17 protein-coding genes are annotated in these 14,940 nt (G+C 62.9%); all 17 read left to right on the top strand.

The annotated features are described in order from the left end of the window. Nucleotides 1-52: 52 nt before the first annotated feature. Complete coding sequence (locus tag H7B90_RS13195; protein ID WP_185136351.1) at nt 53-712, top strand: septum site-determining protein MinC; 660 nt, start codon at nt 53-55, stop codon at nt 710-712. 4 nt (nt 713-716) lie between these two features. Then, complete coding sequence (gene minD, locus H7B90_RS13190; protein ID WP_185136350.1) at nt 717-1,511, top strand: septum site-determining protein MinD; 795 nt, start codon at nt 717-719, stop codon at nt 1,509-1,511. 6 nt (nt 1,512-1,517) lie between these two features. Next, complete coding sequence (locus tag H7B90_RS13185; RefSeq protein ID WP_185136349.1) at nt 1,518-2,666, top strand: FtsW/RodA/SpoVE family cell cycle protein; 1,149 nt, start codon at nt 1,518-1,520, stop codon at nt 2,664-2,666. Nucleotides 2,667-2,873: 207 nt separating this feature from the next. Then, nucleotides 2,874-4,127: a peptidoglycan DD-metalloendopeptidase family protein gene (locus tag H7B90_RS13180; protein WP_185136348.1), complete on the top strand. Its 1,254-nt coding sequence runs from the start codon at nt 2,874-2,876 to the stop codon at nt 4,125-4,127. Continuing rightward, entirely contained in the window at nt 4,120-4,995 is an 876-nt protein-coding gene (locus tag H7B90_RS13175; RefSeq protein WP_185136347.1) for a M50 family metallopeptidase, read from the top strand. The genes H7B90_RS13180 and H7B90_RS13175 overlap by 8 nt, the downstream gene beginning before the upstream one ends. Nucleotides 4,996-5,028: 33 nt before the next feature. Continuing rightward, nucleotides 5,029-6,264 (top strand): Rne/Rng family ribonuclease, encoded by a 1,236-nt coding sequence (locus H7B90_RS13170; protein ID WP_185136346.1) that lies wholly within the window; start codon nt 5,029-5,031, stop codon nt 6,262-6,264. Nucleotides 6,265-6,373: 109 nt separating this feature from the next. Further along, a complete protein-coding gene (locus H7B90_RS13165; protein WP_185136345.1) occupies nt 6,374-6,658 on the top strand; it encodes a hypothetical protein in 285 nt (94 codons plus the stop codon). Nucleotides 6,659-6,777: 119 nt separating this feature from the next. Next, nucleotides 6,778-7,554, top strand: coding sequence for a class F sortase (locus H7B90_RS13160; RefSeq protein WP_260411002.1), 777 nt, complete (start codon nt 6,778-6,780; stop codon nt 7,552-7,554). A 150-nt stretch (nt 7,555-7,704) separates the two neighbouring features. Next, nucleotides 7,705-8,214, top strand: coding sequence for a YhcN/YlaJ family sporulation lipoprotein (locus H7B90_RS13155; protein ID WP_185136344.1), 510 nt, complete (start codon nt 7,705-7,707; stop codon nt 8,212-8,214). 287 nt (nt 8,215-8,501) lie between these two features. Beyond that, nucleotides 8,502-8,813, top strand: a complete 312-nt coding sequence (rplU, locus tag H7B90_RS13150; protein WP_185136343.1) for a 50S ribosomal protein L21 — start codon at nt 8,502-8,504, stop codon at nt 8,811-8,813. Between the two features lie 16 nt (nt 8,814-8,829). Then, nucleotides 8,830-9,162 (top strand): ribosomal-processing cysteine protease Prp, encoded by a 333-nt coding sequence (locus tag H7B90_RS13145; RefSeq protein WP_185136342.1) that lies wholly within the window; start codon nt 8,830-8,832, stop codon nt 9,160-9,162. Between the two features lie 18 nt (nt 9,163-9,180). Further along, the gene (gene rpmA / locus H7B90_RS13140; protein ID WP_185136341.1) at nt 9,181-9,492 is read left to right on the top strand and encodes a 50S ribosomal protein L27; all 312 of its coding nucleotides are present in this window, start codon (nt 9,181-9,183) and stop codon (nt 9,490-9,492) included. 160 nt (nt 9,493-9,652) lie between these two features. Further along, nucleotides 9,653-10,423 (top strand): Spo0B domain-containing protein, encoded by a 771-nt coding sequence (locus H7B90_RS13135; RefSeq protein ID WP_185136340.1) that lies wholly within the window; start codon nt 9,653-9,655, stop codon nt 10,421-10,423. A 24-nt stretch (nt 10,424-10,447) separates the two neighbouring features. Continuing rightward, a complete protein-coding gene (gene obgE / locus H7B90_RS13130) occupies nt 10,448-11,785 on the top strand; it encodes a GTPase ObgE (RefSeq protein ID WP_185136339.1) in 1,338 nt (445 codons plus the stop codon). A 353-nt stretch (nt 11,786-12,138) separates the two neighbouring features. Continuing rightward, entirely contained in the window at nt 12,139-12,576 is a 438-nt protein-coding gene (locus H7B90_RS13125; RefSeq protein WP_185136338.1) for an ACT domain-containing protein, read from the top strand. A gap of 19 nt (nt 12,577-12,595) precedes the next feature. Further along, nucleotides 12,596-13,882, top strand: a complete 1,287-nt coding sequence (locus tag H7B90_RS13120) for a homoserine dehydrogenase (protein WP_185136337.1) — start codon at nt 12,596-12,598, stop codon at nt 13,880-13,882. Between the two features lie 15 nt (nt 13,883-13,897). Further along, complete coding sequence (gene thrB / locus H7B90_RS13115; RefSeq protein ID WP_185136336.1) at nt 13,898-14,938, top strand: homoserine kinase; 1,041 nt, start codon at nt 13,898-13,900, stop codon at nt 14,936-14,938. Nucleotides 14,939-14,940 lie beyond the last annotated feature (2 nt).

Raw genomic sequence — 14,940 nt, 5'->3', positions numbered from 1 at the left:
ATTCAGGTTCGTCCGGCAGAATGTTATATAGCATGGGGAGGGGCGGACGAAGGTGAGCGTCAAAACGGCCATAACGATCAAAGGCACCAAGGAAGGCCTCGTATTCCTGCTGGACGACCGGTGCGAATTCGGGGCGCTTCTGGACGAATTGCAAGAGAAGTTGGACAAGCACGAGCAGCAGCTGACCGGGCCGATCGTGCACGTCTTCGTCAAGCTCGGCTCGCGAAGAATCGGCGAAGAGGACAAGGAGAGGCTGCGCGCCGCCATCCGCAGGCAGGGGAACTTCCTCGTGCAGGCGATCGAGAGCGATCCGACGCCGGAGGAGCTCGAAGCGCAGCGCAACGTCATGCGCACGATGACGGGAATCGTGCGGTCGGGTCAGACCGTCCGCCACGAGGGCCATCTGCTGCTGCTCGGGGACGTGAACCCCGGCGGTTCGGTCCTCTGCACGGGCGACATTTATATTATGGGCGCGCTGCGGGGGACGGCCCACGCGGGCTGCGAGGGCAACGCGAACGCGATTATCGCGGCGTCGCTCATGACGCCGACCCAGCTGCGGATCGCGGAGGTCATCAGCCGCCCTCCGGAGGAATGGGCGTCGGCCGAGCCGACGATGGAATACGCTTATCTGCGGGACGGAGTCATGGAACTCGACAAGCTGACGCATCTGCATCATCACCGCAAGGAAGCCATGTTTTTCAAAGGAGTGTAGAACGATGGGAGAAGCGATTGTCGTCACTTCCGGCAAAGGCGGCGTGGGGAAAACGACGACGTCCGCGAACTTGGGGACGGCGTTGGCGCTGCTGGGACGCAAAGTCTGCATGGTCGATACCGACATCGGATTGCGCAACCTGGACGTCGTCATGGGGCTCGAGAACCGCATCATATACGATCTGATCGACGTGGCGGAAGGCCGCTGCCGGCTGAATCAGGCTCTCGTGAAGGACAAGCGGTTCGACGAGCTCTACATGCTGCCCGCCGCCCAGACGAAGGACAAGCATGACATCACGCCGGAGCAGGTGCGCAAGATCGTCGAGGATCTGAAGCCCGACTACGACTACGTGATCATCGATTGCCCGGCCGGCATCGAGCAGGGCTTCGACAACGCGGTGGCCGGGGCCGACCAGGCGATCGTCGTGACGACGCCCGAGAACGCGGCCGTCCGCGACGCCGACCGCGTCATCGGCATCCTGGAGCAGAGAGGCTTCAAATCCCCCAAGCTGATCATCAACCGCATTCGCCCGAACATGCTGAAGAGCGGCGACATGCTGGAGATCGACGATATCTGCCAAGTTCTCGCCATCGATCTGATCGGCATCGTCCCCGACGACGAGATCGTGATCAAGTCCGCCAATCTGGGAGAGCCGACCGTGATGAACCCGTCCTCCCGCGCCGCTATCGCTTATCGCAACGTCGCCCGCCGCATTCTGGGAGAGACGGTTCCTCTCATGCAGCTCGAAGAGAAGAGCGGAATGTTCGGGCGGGTCAAGAAGTTTCTCGGAATGGGATGATCCCCCTTGCTAAACCGATTCAAGAAGATAGATTGGCTGATGATGCTTATTCTGGTCGCGTTCATGGTTATCAGCACGCTCGTCGTGCGAAGCGCGACCCATAACGACCCGCTGTATTACCACTTCGACGTCAAGACGTTGACTTATTACGCAGTAGGCTTCGGCGTCGTTCTATTGATGGTGCTTGTCGATTATCGGCTGCTCCTGAAAAGCTGGTACGTCTGGTATGCGTTGGGCATCGCTTTGCTCATCGCCGTTTTTTTCTTCGCTCCCGTCCGCAACGGGGCGCGAAGCTGGTTCGAGCTTCCAGGGGGCCTCACGTTCCAGCCGGCTGAATTCATGAAGATTATCCTGATCCTATCAGTAGCGGCCGTGCTCGGACGGAGGCAAGGCGACCCGCTCCGCATGCGGACCGACGTCATGGCCATCGCCGCCGTCTCGTTCGTCCCGTTTATTCTCGTCATGATCCAGCCGGACCTCGGGAACGCGATGATCTATATCTTCATCGTGCTCGGCATGCTCTGGATCGGCAACGTCCGCTACACGTACGTGACGATCGGCCTGGTGGCGGTCGTCGGCGGGCTGATCCTGTTCGTCACCCTCTTCAACACGTTCAATACGGACATCAAGAATTACCTCGACGATCATGAAAAGTCTCACTGGTATCAGCGGATCAATACGTTCATTCATCCCGAGGAGGCGAGCGCGGACGAACGGCGGCAATCCGAATACGCCCAGATCGCCATCGGCTCCGGCGGCCTCGCCGGCGACGGCTACATGAAGGGCGAATCGAAGAACCGCAAGTTCATCCCGTACCCGTATTCGGACTCGATCTTCGTCGTCATCGGAGAGGAGTTCGGATTCCAGGGGGCGGCGGTCCTCTTGCTGCTCTACTTTATTTTCATTTACCGAATGATTCTGATCGCCTACCAGTGCTACGACTTGCGAGGCTCGTTCATCATTATTGGCATCGCGTCCATGATGGTGTTCCAGATCTTCCAGAACATCGGGATGATGATCGGATTGATGCCGATCACGGGCATCACGCTTCCGTTCATCAGCTACGGAGGCACCTCGCTTCTGCTGAACATGCTGTCGATCGGCCTGATCTTCAGCATCCGGGCGCATCAAGAGAAGTATACGATGGACGACTAGCCGTCGATCGCCTCCGTTCGACTTGTTCTCCAGCCCGCCGGGTTCGCCCGGCGGGTTTTTCGCGCGCTCTCGTCCCCCTGGGCAGGCATCCCGCCTATGCCGCCCGGCCCGATCGCCGCGATCCCGGTTCGTCCCGCCCAACAGGTCTAAACCCGCCAGGCTTGCCATATCGTGATAACAAAGAGGCGGACAAGGGAGGAAGCGGCCATGGAAGTGCGGAACAACGTCCGCCAGCGCAGGCGGGAGAGGATTCGGCAGCTGACGGCGGAACGTCCGGAGAACGGGAGTCGCGAGCCGGAGACGCCGAGCTTGTTCGGGAGGTACGAGGAAGATTCGAGGTTGGCGGACGAGTCGCGGGAAAATCGCGGGGAATTCGCCGGCGCGGACGGCAGCCGGCAAGAGGGAGAAAGCTCGTATCCTCCCGGAATAAGCCCGATGCCCGATCCGTGGCCGGAATCCGCGCCGGGCGAGCTGCCGGAACCGGCTGCGCGCTTCGCGCCGGGAGAAGGAGGCTACCTGCGTTCCTCTTCCGTGCGGGATCGATCGGAGAGAGAAGAGCCCGACCCCGAGAAGTGGTGGAAGGAGAAGCAGCGCAGCGAATACGGGAGAAAAACAAGCGGCGCCGGCGGAAACGGCGGCGGTTACGCCGCGAACGACGCGACGCCTCCGCGCACCGTCTTCGCCCGGCCGGATTCCGTCCGCGAGCCCGGCGCCGAGCCGGGGCGGCCTTCCGGGACGGGACCGATCGGCTCCTTGTCGAGCCTCTCCCCCTACCGCGGGCTGTCGGGCCGCTCCGGCTGGGACGAGGAGCCGCCCGAGGGGGGGCCGGGAACCTTCCTGCGCCGGTTCGTCCGCGGGTTGACGATCCGGACGGCCGTCGCCGCCGTTCTGCTGGGAGCCGGATGGGGGTGGACCCGCCTGGATCTTCCGGGCAGCCGGGCGGCCGAAGCCTGGGCCGTCCGGACGGTGACCCAGGACATGAACTTCGCCGCCGCGGAGGCTTGGTACGAGAGAACGTTCGGCGGGACGCCCGCCTTCCTTCCGATCTTCAAGCAGCAGAACCCTTCGAAGGCGGTGTCGGCCGCTTGGAGCCGGAACGAGACCGTGCCGCCGATCGCCGGGCGGGTCGTGCAGACGTTCGCCCAGGACGGCACCGGCGTCCGGCTGGCCGCTCCGGCGGGAACGCCCGTCATCGCGGTCCACACGGGACGCGTCACCCAGGTGACGATCGGCGAGCAGGGCTACGCGACGATTCTGGTGCAGCATGCGAACCGGATCGTCACGGTTTACGGCAACGTGGACAATCCGGCCGTCCAGCCGGACGATTGGGTCGAAGCCGGAACCGCGCTCGGGGAGCTGGCCTCCTCCTCCGCCGGAGGCGAAGGAGAAGGGACGCTCTACTTCGCCGTCAAGCGGGACGGCCAAACTCTCGATCCGGCGGAAGTGGTTCCTTTTGATTAAATGGCGGGGGATCTCCTTCAAGCTTCATCCTCTATTCGTGCTGCTGATGCTGCTGTCCGTCATGACCGGCCAATTGACGGAAGCGGTCACGCTGTTCGGCATCGTCCTGCTGCACGAGCTCGGCCATCTGGCGATGGCGATGCGCTTCGGCTGGACGATCCGAGAGGTGAAGCTGCTCCCGTTCGGCGGCGTGCTCGAGGTGGAGGAAGCCGGCACGGTGCCCGCGCGCGAGGAGGCGTTGGTGGCGATCGCCGGACCGCTGCAGAACGTCTTCCTGGCCGCCGCCGCCTTCGCCGCCGGGTGGGCCGGGTGGGTCGACGGCTCTTGGGCGGACGGATTCGCGACGGCCAACGCGACGATCGCCCTGTTCAACCTGCTCCCGATCCTGCCGCTGGACGGGGGCAAGCTCGTTCAATGCTGGATGAGCCTGCGAATTCCGTATCACCGCACGCTGCTGTGGAGTATGAGAATCAGCTTGCTGTTCAGCGCCGCGACCGTTGCCGGTTCCGTCTATCCTCTGCTGAACGGAGGGCGTCCCCACTTCAATCTGCTGATCGTCGGTTCGTTCCTGTGCGCATCCAACTGGACGTACCGGCGCAACGTTCCGTTCGTGTTCCTGCGCTTCCTCGTCCATCGCGCGAGAAGGTCGGAAGGGCGGATCGGGGCAGGCACGCTCGCCCAGCCGATCGTCGTCTCCGAGCATCGTCCGCCATCCGCGGTCGTCAAGCTGCTTATGAAGGAACGCTACCATCTCGTCTACGTCATGAAGCAGGGGAAGATCAACCGCGTCGTGCCCGAGGGGCAATTAATCGACGGTTTTCTCCGTTCTTTGACGAACGGGCATGCGGATTTGCGTTTTTTCATGTAGAATGGAGGAAATAAGCATCGACGGGAGGCAGGCATGAAGCAGCTGTTCGTCCACTGCGCGCGCAACGCGACCCATACGGCTCTCCTGGAAGACGGAAGATTGACGGAATTCAGCGTGGAACGGTCCGAGGGCCACTCGATCGTCGGCAACCTGTACAAGGGCCGCGTCGTGAACGTTCTTCCGGGCATGCAGGCGGCGTTCGTCGACATCGGACTGGCCAAGAACGCTTTTCTGTACGTGGACGACGCTCTTCATCCGCATCTGGACAAACAGCCGAAGGACAAGCCTTCGATCTCCGAATTGCTGAAGCCCGGGGACGAGACGATCGTCCAGGTGATGAAGGAACCCCTCGGGGGCAAAGGAGCGAGAGTGACGACCCATTATTCGCTGCCGGGCCGCTGGCTCGTCTACATGCCCCACGCCGATTACGTCGGCGTCTCCAAGAAGATCGAGCAGGAGCAGGAACGGTCGCGCCTGAAGAACATGGCCGAACAGCTGCGGGAGCCCGGCGAAGGCATTATTCTGAGGACGAACGCGGAAGGAGAGAGCCTGGAAGCTCTCGAGGACGATCTGCAGGCGCTGCGGAGCGTCTGGAACGACATTCGGGAGCGGGGCCAAGCGGCGGCCGCGCCCGAGGAGCTGCACCGGGACTTCGGCCTCGTGCAGAGGATGGTGCGGGACGTGTTCACCCCGGACACGGAGGAGCTCGTCATCGACGACGAGGCGGCCTATCGGGAAGCCGCGTCCTATCTGCGCCGGACCGCTCCGTCTCTCGAGGACCGGATCCGGCTCTACGGGGAATCCGTCCCGCTCTACGACAAGTTCGGAATCAACGAGCAGCTGAGCAAGGCGTTCCAGCCCCGGATCTGGCTGCGAAGCGGGGGCTACCTCGTCTGGGACCGGACCGAGGCGCTTACGGTGATCGACGTCAATACGGGCAAGTATACGGGGACGGTCGATCTGGAGGAGACGGTGTTCCGCACGAACATGGAAGCCGCGCAGGAGATCGCCCGCCTGCTCCGGCTCCGGGACGTAGGCGGCATCGTCATCGTCGACTTCATCGATATGGAGACGGAGGACCATCGGCACCAGGTCGTGCAGCAGCTGGAGAACTCGATGAAGCGGGATCGGACGAAGTGCCAGGTGCTCGGGTGGACGAGGCTCGGTCTGCTGGAGATCACCCGCAAGAAGGCGAGGGCCAACGTCGAGAGCTACTTCTACGAGACTTGCGCGGCGTGCAAGGGCAAAGGGAAAATCTACATCCGGTAGCAACCCGAGCGCTGGAGGCCATAACCTGACAAGTATCGATCAACGCGTTATGGCTTACTCTAAGATTCGGGGAGAGCACCCCCAATGAACTCTTAGGGAGGAATTCGCGTTGAAGAAGGCAGCCATCGCGTTGTTGTCCGCTTGTTTGATGTTGACGGCCGCATCCGCGTCCGCGTCTGCCGCTCCGGCGGATCAGAAGCACAAAACCCACGCTCACAAGATGCATGCGAAGAGCGCGGCCAAGCACAAGCTGCATGCGAAGAGCACGGGCAAGCACAAGCTTCACGCCAAGAGCAAGGCGAAGCCGAGAGCGCTCGGCGGAAGCAAGCTTCGCGCGAAAAGCATCACTCCCAAAGCTCTTCCCAAGACCGGTTACGGCGGAACGAGCGAGTAAAGGCTGCTGCATTCGGGAAGAGGGGCGACCCTCTTCTTGGACGTTAGAGACGACGGCATCGGCATGAGGAACGAGGACTATGAGGACATCATCCCTTCTCTTCGTTTGGATGGCGGCGATTGCGATCGCGACGGGGTGCGGGGATCGCGGCGCCGGGCCTTCGGAGCTTGAACGGACCCCGGCGCCGACTGCCGAGTCGTACGGGGGATCTGCGCGCCCGCCCGAAGCGAGAGCGCACGGGATCGGCGCGGCTCCGGGTCGTTCCGCGGTTCCGGATGATTCCGCTCCAGGGAGTCTCGGTCCCGGGAATTCCGCTCCGGGCTCTCCCGCGCGGGAATCGCCATTCCCCGCGCCAGGGGGTTCCCCCCCCGTCTCCGCTTCCTCGGCCGGCGCCTCGCGCCGCCGCGGAGAAGCCGGCGGCTCCGGCGCCAAGCCGGTCCTTCGAGAGCCTGGCGTTCACGCCGGACCGGGTCGTCATCCCGACGCTTCGGATCGACGCCCGCGTCGAACAGGTCGGCGTTCTCGAGAACGGCCGCATGGACGTTCCCGAATCCCCGCACGTGACCGGAATTTTGTCGCCGGGAATCAAGCCCGGGCAGAAGGGCAACGCGGTAATCGCCGGCCACGTGGACAGCCACACGGGACCCGCCGTCTTCTACCCGCTCAAGAAGGCCAAGCCGGGCGACCCGATCGTGGTCACGAATTCGAAGGGCAAGGCGCTCGTGTTCAAGATCACCTCGGTCGAGTCGTTCAAGACGGCCGAAGCTCCGATCCAGCGGATATTCGGTCCGGCCGACGAAGCCCGTCTCTGTCTGATTACGTGCACGGGCAAGTTCAACCGCGCCCGGCGGGAACACGAGGAACGGCTCGTCGTGTTCGCTCGCCTGATGACTTGATGGAAGTCGCGCCCCGATTGCGGGGCGCGACTTCCTTTTTTTTTCGGCTACATAGGCAGCGGCGCTTCATAGGGGAAAAATGGGGAACGAGGATTCCGCCGCATGCAAACCGCTTCCGCCGCGCATTTTAAGCGTCAGGAGGCGATAAAAATGCACAAGCTGATCGGAGCAACTCTGCTGGCCGCTTCGCTCGTCGTCGCGGGGACCGGGTGCGCCAAGCAGGACGGCGTGAAGACCAACCAATACAAGGCGAAGCCGCTCGGCGACCGAACCGGCGCCAAGACCCGCGTCCAGAACGTCCCTTCCGCCTTCGACAAGCAGACCTCGGACGTGATCTCCCGCCACGTGGCGAACGTCAAGGGAGTCCGGAAGACGACGGTTCTCGTTCACGGCCGGGAGGCGATTATCGGGATCGACGTGAAGGGCGGAGAGAATCGGGCGAAGGTCGAGAACGACGTGCGTCATAGCGTTCAGACGTTCAAGCCCGGCTACCGGGTCCATGTGACCGCCGATAAAAATCTTCATGCGCGGATTCAGTCGATCCACGCGCAGAGCCTGAAGCCTCTCGACGGGCATCCGGTTCGCAACTTCGCCCAGGACGTCGGGATTCTCATTCGCGACATCGGCCGAACGGCGGCGGCTCCCTTCCGCAAGTCGTAACCAACGCATGTCGTAACCAACGCATGCAGCCCTTCGCCCGACCTTCGCGGAGGCTTACCGGAACGATGCAGATCGCTTCCGGTATTTTTGTTGCCGTTCGAAGATATAGGTTGTAATCGCGGATTCCTTATGATAGAATTCTAGGGTGCGTGCAAAGCGCTCCTTCGGGAATTGCATGCTACAACCGCTCTTTACCGGGTATCGAAGACCGGCGCTGTCCTGGCTGCTTCAACGCTGCGACATCCGGCACCCATCGAGGCGAGTCTTAGAGACGAGGAGGTGCACACATGTACGCGATTATCGAGACCGGCGGCAAGCAATACAAAGTCCAAGCGGGCGACGTCCTCTTCGTGGAGAAGCTCTCCGCTAACGAAGGCGACAGCGTGACGTTCGACAAGGTTCTGGCCGTCTCCAGCGACAAAGGCTTCGTAACCGGAGCTCCGCTCGTAGCCGGCGCATCCGTCACGGCTAAAGTCGAGAAGCACGTTAAAGGCGAGAAGATCATCGTCTTCAAGTATAAGCCGAAGAAGAACGAGCGCAAGAAGCAAGGCCATCGTCAACCGTACACGAAGGTGACGATCGAGAGCATCAAGGCTTAAGAAGGACGAGCCACTGATGGTCACGGTTACGATCGTTCGCGGTCCTGACGGACGGATTCGAAGCTTCTCCGTCTCCGGTCACGCTCGGTACGCCGATCCCGGCAAGGACATCGTCTGCGCGGGCGTGTCGGCCGTGACGGTCGGCACCGTCAATGCGATCGAGAAGCTGACGGGACTCGTCCCCGAAGCGAAGATGCAGTCGGGCTGGCTGTCGGCGAGCGCTCCGGAGAGCGAAGACGCGGCGAAGAACGGCCAGGTCCAGCTGCTGCTGGAAGGAATGGTCGTCGCGCTGGAATCCATCGTAGAGACATACGGCAAGTACGTGAGAATAAAGCAAGGCACCAAGTAAAGAAGGAGGTTGACATCCATGTTGAAGCTGAATCTTCAGTTGTTCGCTTCGAAGAAGGGCGTAGGCTCCACGAAGAACGGACGCGACAGCCGTTCGAAGCGCCTCGGCGCGAAGCGCGCCGACGGTCAAGCCGTTCGCGGCGGCACGATTCTCGTGCGCCAACGCGGCACGAAGATCCATCCGGGCGCGGGCGTAGGCATCGGCAAGGACGATACGCTGTTCGCTCTCGTGGACGGCGTCGTCAAGTTCGAGCGCTGGGGACGCGATCGCAAGAAAGTGAGCGTATATCCGGTCGAGCAAGCTCCTGTAGCTGCCGCTCTTGAAGGCTAATACCGACACACCAGAGAACCCCGGCCGCCATGTGAGGCCGGGGTTCTCGGCCGTTGCGGGGCGTCGTTCGGGCGAGCATGGCAAGACGGCCGCGAAGGCCGCCGGCCGGCTCGCCGTCCGCCAACCGTCCGACCATTAACGAAACGGGGAAGTCGCGATCATGTCGAGGAAGTCGATTGTATGGGCCGTCGTGGCCGCCGTCTCGCTGCTGATTCCGGCGGCGGCGATGTTCGTCTGGCAGGGCCAAGGGTGGCCGGCCGTTCTGTTCGTCGTCTGGACGATCGGAGCCGCGGCGGCGTTCGTCGCTTCGGACCGCCGGTCCGAGAGGCGGAGGCACGCGAGAATGCTGGAGCTGATGCAGAATTCCGCGATCGAGACGCTCAGCCATCATCGCCACGACTGGATGAACGAGCTGCAAATCCTGTACGGTTATTTAAGGTTGGGCAAGCCCGATAAAGCGGTCGCCGTCGTGGACAGAATAAGAAGAAGGATGGAGCAGGACAGCCGGATCTCCCATCTGGGAGTGCCCAAGCTGGCGGCGTTCTTCCTGTCGTTCCGCACCGTCTGCGACACGATGCGTCTCGAAGTCGACGTCGAGGAAGGGTTCGGGGTCAAGGACCGCGGACTGGACGGCGAACGGCTCACGTCGGCCGTCATCGGCCTTGTGAACGTCATGCGGTTCCGGGCCGCGGCGTCTTCCGAGGAAGAGAACGTGCTCCGGCTTCGCTTCCGCTCGGAAGAACGGCAGGCTCGGCTGGTCATGACCTTCGAGGGCAGGCTCGCCGGCGAGGACAGCCTGGTCGCCGAGCTGGAGAGAGTGCTGGACGGCTTCGGACGGTTGACGGAAGAGAATCGGAGCGATCCGGAGACGGCGACCGCTGCCGGAAGGACGATCGTCGTCGCCTTCCCGCTCGAAGAGAGAGCCGTATAACTTGCTAAACGGAGTGAACTCATCATGTTTGTGGACAAAGCGAAGATATACGTGAAGGGCGGCGACGGAGGGGACGGGCTGGTGGCGTTCCGGCGCGAGCTGTACGTCCCGGAAGGCGGCCCCGCCGGCGGCGACGGGGGCAAGGGCGGCGACGTCGTGTTCCGCGTCGACGAAGGCCTGCGCACGCTGATGGACTTCCGCTATCAGAAGCACTTCAAGGCGCCGAAGGGCGTCAAAGGGAAGAACAAGACCCAGCACGGCGCCAACGCGGAGGATTTGATCGTGCGCGTTCCGCCGGGGACGATCGTGTACGACGACGATACCGGGGAGATGCTCGCCGACTTGACGCGTCACGGCCAGGAGGTCGTCATCGCCAAGGGCGGGCGCGGCGGACGGGGCAACACCCGCTTCAAGACGCCGGCCAACACGGCGCCGGCCATCGCCGAGAACGGCGAAGAGGGCCAGGAGCGATGGGTGACGCTGGAGCTGAAGGTCATGGCCGACGTCGGCCTCGTCGGATTCCCAAGCGTCGGCAAGTCGACGCTGCTGTCGGTCGTGTCCGGCGCCCAGCCGAAGATCGGCGCGTATCACTTCACGACCCTGACGCCGAACCTGGGCGTCGTGCAGGTGAGCGACGAGAGCAGCTTCGTCATGGCGGACCTGCCCGGCTTGATCGAGGGCGCTCATGCCGGCGTAGGTCTTGGACACGAGTTCCTGCGGCACGTGGAGAGAACCCGGGTCATCGTGCACGTCGTCGACATGTCCGGCATGGAGGGACGCGATCCGTTCGACGACTGGGAGAAGATCAACGAGGAGCTGAAGCTGTACAACGCGAAGCTCGCGGAGCGTCCTCAGATCGTCGCGGCGAACAAGATGGACATGCCGGAATCGGAAGAGCAGCTCGCCGCGTTCCGCGAGAAGGTCGACGCGGTTCGGCCGGGTATCGAGATCGTGCCGATCTCTTCGCTGACGAGGCAAGGCGTGCCCGAGCTGCTGTACAAGGTGGCGGATCTGCTCGACTCGCTGCCCGATCCGTCGGAGGTCGCCGAAGAAGCGACGGCGGACGAGGACGAAGGCATCGTCTATCGGATGGAAGAGCGTCCGTCCGACCACGAGTTCCGGATTACGCGCGACAACGAAGTGTACGTGGTCGAGAGCGAATCGATCGAGAAGCTGCTGAAGCGGACGCAGTTCGCTTCCTACGAGGCCGTCCTGCGCTTCGGCCGCATTCTGCGCAACATCGGCGTCGACGCGGAGCTGCGCAAGCGCGGCGCCCGGGACGGGGACACGATCCGCATCGGGGACTTCGAGTTCGAGTTCTTCGAGGGCGGCAAGGACGATTATTTGTTCGAGGATCGTTAAATAGAGAAGCACAAAGAACCAACCGGGGATGGGGAGAACGGTTGGTTTTTTTCTGCAATTGTCCAATTCGCATACAGACTCGGTTTTCCAGGTTAGTTCCGCATTCTCGCCTAGATCGGACTATGCAGAGTCTGATTGCAGCGGTTTAACGCGTGCGTTTTTTTCAATCAAATCGTCGAAATAATCGCAAATAAAGCATTCGAGGCGTGCAAGCGGAGACCGAGAGCGGTTCGGCCTTCGCCGGCGGCCGATCGTTTCCCTATTTTTTCTCCATCGGCCTATTGCCGCAGCCCGCTCGATCCGATATAATGTCCACTATACGTAAACATTCGTCTTTCCTGGGAGGACGGAAGATGGCGGAACGCTACTACGTCGTCCGCGAGGACCTGCTGCCGGATGGCATCCTCAAGACCGAACAAGCGAAGGATCTGTTAAGGCGCGGCGAGGCGGCGACGGTTCACGAAGCGGCCGAGCGGGTTGGCCTAAGCCGGAGCGCCTTCTATAAGTACAAGGACGGCGTGTATTTGCTGGAGCAAGCGAACCGGGAGCGCATCGCGACGCTGTCGATGGATCTGGAGCACCGCTCCGGCGTCCTGTCGGCCGTGCTGTCGATGCTGGCGCGCAGCCAAGGCAACGTGCTGACCATCTCCCAGTCGATTCCGCTGCAGGGGATGGCCAACGTCGTCGTCACCTTGGATACGTCGGGGTATTCCGGCCCCTTGAATGAATTGGTAGAGCAATTGCGATCGCTGGAAGGCGTCAAGAGAGCAATCGTCGTCGGCCGCAGCTAACGAGGAGGATAGGACCAGCATGAAGCCAGTCAAAGTAGGATTGTTCGGCCTCGGCACCGTCGGGACGGGCGTCGTCCGTATCGTCGAAGGCCATCAAGAGGATCTGCAGAGCCAGGTCGGCTCGCCGATCTCCATCTCCAAGATCCTGGTCAAGGATCGCGCCAAGGCGCGCAGCATCGACGTCGATCCGGCCAAGCTGACGGAAGACCCGTGGGAGATCGTCCGCGATCCGGAGATCGACATCGTCGTCGAAGTGATGGGCGGCATCGCGAACACGAAGGAATACATTCTGGAGGCGCTGGAGCGGGGCAAGCACGTCGTCACCGCCAACAAGGACCTGATGGCGCTGCACGGCCAGGAGATTCTCGCCAAGGCGAGCGAGAAGGGCTGCGACGTCCTGTACGAAGCGAGCGTCGCCGGCGGCATTCCGATCATTCGCACGCTGATCGAGGGCTTCTCCTCCGACCGGATCACGAAGATCATGGGCATCGTGAACGGCACGACGAACTACATCCTGACGAAGATGAGCCAGGAAGGCGCCGCGTACGCGGATGTGCTGAAGGAAGCGCAAGCTCTCGGCTACGCCGAAGCCGACCCGACCTCGGACGTGGAGGGGCTCGACGCGGCCCGCAAAATGACGATCCTGTCGACGCTCGGCTTCCGCGCCAACGTGGCGCTCGAGGACGTCGACGTCAAGGGCATCAGCTCCGTCACCCAGGAGGATATCCGCTACGCGCAGCGCTTGGGCTACGAAGTGAAGCTGCTCGGCATCGCCGAGCGGCAGGACGATTGCATCAGCGTCAGCGTGCAGCCGACGATGGTGAAGAAGAGCCACCCGATCGCTTCGGTCGGCGGCGTGTTCAACGCGGTGTACGTCTACGGCGAAGCGGTCGGGGAGACGATGTTCTACGGGCCGGGCGCCGGCGAGATGCCGACCGCCACTTCGGTCGTCGCCGACCTCGTCGCCGTCGTCAAGAACTCGAAGCTGGGCGTCAACGGCCGCCAGGCGGCTCTCGCTTACAAGGAGAAGAAGCTGAAGACGGACGAGCAGATCGCGTCGAAGTACTTCCTTCTTCTGCACGTGGAAGACCGCGCGGGCGTGCTCGCCCAGATCGCTCAGGTGTTCTCCCGCTACGAGCTCAGCATCGAATCGGTCATGCAGCCGGCCGCGCCGGACCAGCACGGGGCCGAGCTGATCATTACGACCCACAACGCGAACAAGGCCTCCTTGAACCAAGTGCTGAAGGAATTCGCGGAACTGCCGGCGATCCGCACGATCAAGAGCGTCTACCGGGTGGAAGGCTAAGGAAGGAACAGGATCATGGACTTGAACAGCAGCATCGCGATCAAGACGGCGGGCGCCCCGCGCGGCCGCGCCGTCGTCCGGGTGCCGGCCAGCACGGCCAACCTGGGACCGGGCTTCGACACGCTCGGCATGGCCTTATCTTTATTCTCTTGGGTCGATCTTCGGCCATCGACGCCGGAAGAGGGAACGACGGTCGCTCTTCTGGGAGACGGGCTGGACGGCCTTCCGACGGACCGCACGAACCTCGTCTACGAGGTCGCCCAGAAGGTGTTCCGCCGCGCCGGCGTCGAGCTGCCGGAGCTGCACATCGGCATCCGCAGCGACATCCCGCTGACACGCGGACTCGGGAGCAGCGCCTCGGCGATCGTGGGAGCGCTCGTCGCCGCCAACAAGCTGATCGGCGAGCCGCTGGGCGACGACGAGCTGTTCCGGATGGCGAGCGAGATCGAGAACCATCCCGACAACGTCGGGGCCTCTCTGTTCGGCGGCATCGTGGCTGCCGCCTGGGACGGAACCCGCGCGGAGGCGGTCCGGCTGGACCCTCCAGCCGCGCTGGAGGCGCTCGTCGTCATTCCGGAGTTCGAGCTGTCGACGAAGAAGGCCCGCAACGTGCTGCCGGAGAGCGTCTCCATGCAGGACGCGGTGTTCAACGTGAGCCACAGCTCGCTGCTCACGGCGGCGCTGGCGACGGGCAATCTCGGCCTGCTGCGCCACGCGATGCGGGACAGGCTTCACCAGCCGTACCGGGCGGCTCTCGTCCCCGGCATGGAGAAGATTCTGCGCGAAGCGGCCGACCACGGTTCGCTCGGCGCCGTCCTGTCCGGAGCGGGGCCGACGCTGCTGCTGCTGGCCGACCGCGAGAAGAGCGACCGGGAGCGGATGGTCGGCTTCGTGACCGAAGTCATGGCGGCCGAAGGCATCCAGGTATCGGCAAGATGGCTGCGTCCTTGGGCGAAGGGAGCGGAAGCCATCGTTCTCGACGCAGGCGACCCCGGCTTCGGCTTCGGCCCGGAACGGCTTCTGCCGGATGACGGAGCGGAGGTGGCCGTCCGATGACG

Origin of the sequence: Cohnella xylanilytica (genome assembly GCF_014212175.1) — a bacterium.
In the GTDB taxonomy this organism is placed as follows: domain Bacteria; phylum Bacillota; class Bacilli; order Paenibacillales; family Paenibacillaceae; genus Cohnella; species Cohnella xylanilytica.
This window is presented reverse-complemented; position numbering and strand designations above follow the sequence as displayed.

Coding starts and splice junctions, on each gene's coding strand:
- minD (WP_185136350.1), top strand. CDS start 717: ATGGGAGAAGCGATTGTCGTCACTTCCGGCAAAGGCGGCGTGGGGAAA.
- H7B90_RS13180 (WP_185136348.1), top strand. CDS start 2,874: ATGGAAGTGCGGAACAACGTCCGCCAGCGCAGGCGGGAGAGGATTCGG.
- H7B90_RS13170 (WP_185136346.1), top strand. CDS start 5,029: ATGAAGCAGCTGTTCGTCCACTGCGCGCGCAACGCGACCCATACGGCT.
- H7B90_RS13155 (WP_185136344.1), top strand. CDS start 7,705: ATGCACAAGCTGATCGGAGCAACTCTGCTGGCCGCTTCGCTCGTCGTC.
- rplU (WP_185136343.1), top strand. CDS start 8,502: ATGTACGCGATTATCGAGACCGGCGGCAAGCAATACAAAGTCCAAGCG.
- H7B90_RS13145 (WP_185136342.1), top strand. CDS start 8,830: ATGGTCACGGTTACGATCGTTCGCGGTCCTGACGGACGGATTCGAAGC.
- rpmA (WP_185136341.1), top strand. CDS start 9,181: ATGTTGAAGCTGAATCTTCAGTTGTTCGCTTCGAAGAAGGGCGTAGGC.
- H7B90_RS13135 (WP_185136340.1), top strand. CDS start 9,653: ATGTCGAGGAAGTCGATTGTATGGGCCGTCGTGGCCGCCGTCTCGCTG.
- obgE (WP_185136339.1), top strand. CDS start 10,448: ATGTTTGTGGACAAAGCGAAGATATACGTGAAGGGCGGCGACGGAGGG.
- H7B90_RS13125 (WP_185136338.1), top strand. CDS start 12,139: ATGGCGGAACGCTACTACGTCGTCCGCGAGGACCTGCTGCCGGATGGC.
- H7B90_RS13120 (WP_185136337.1), top strand. CDS start 12,596: ATGAAGCCAGTCAAAGTAGGATTGTTCGGCCTCGGCACCGTCGGGACG.
- thrB (WP_185136336.1), top strand. CDS start 13,898: ATGGACTTGAACAGCAGCATCGCGATCAAGACGGCGGGCGCCCCGCGC.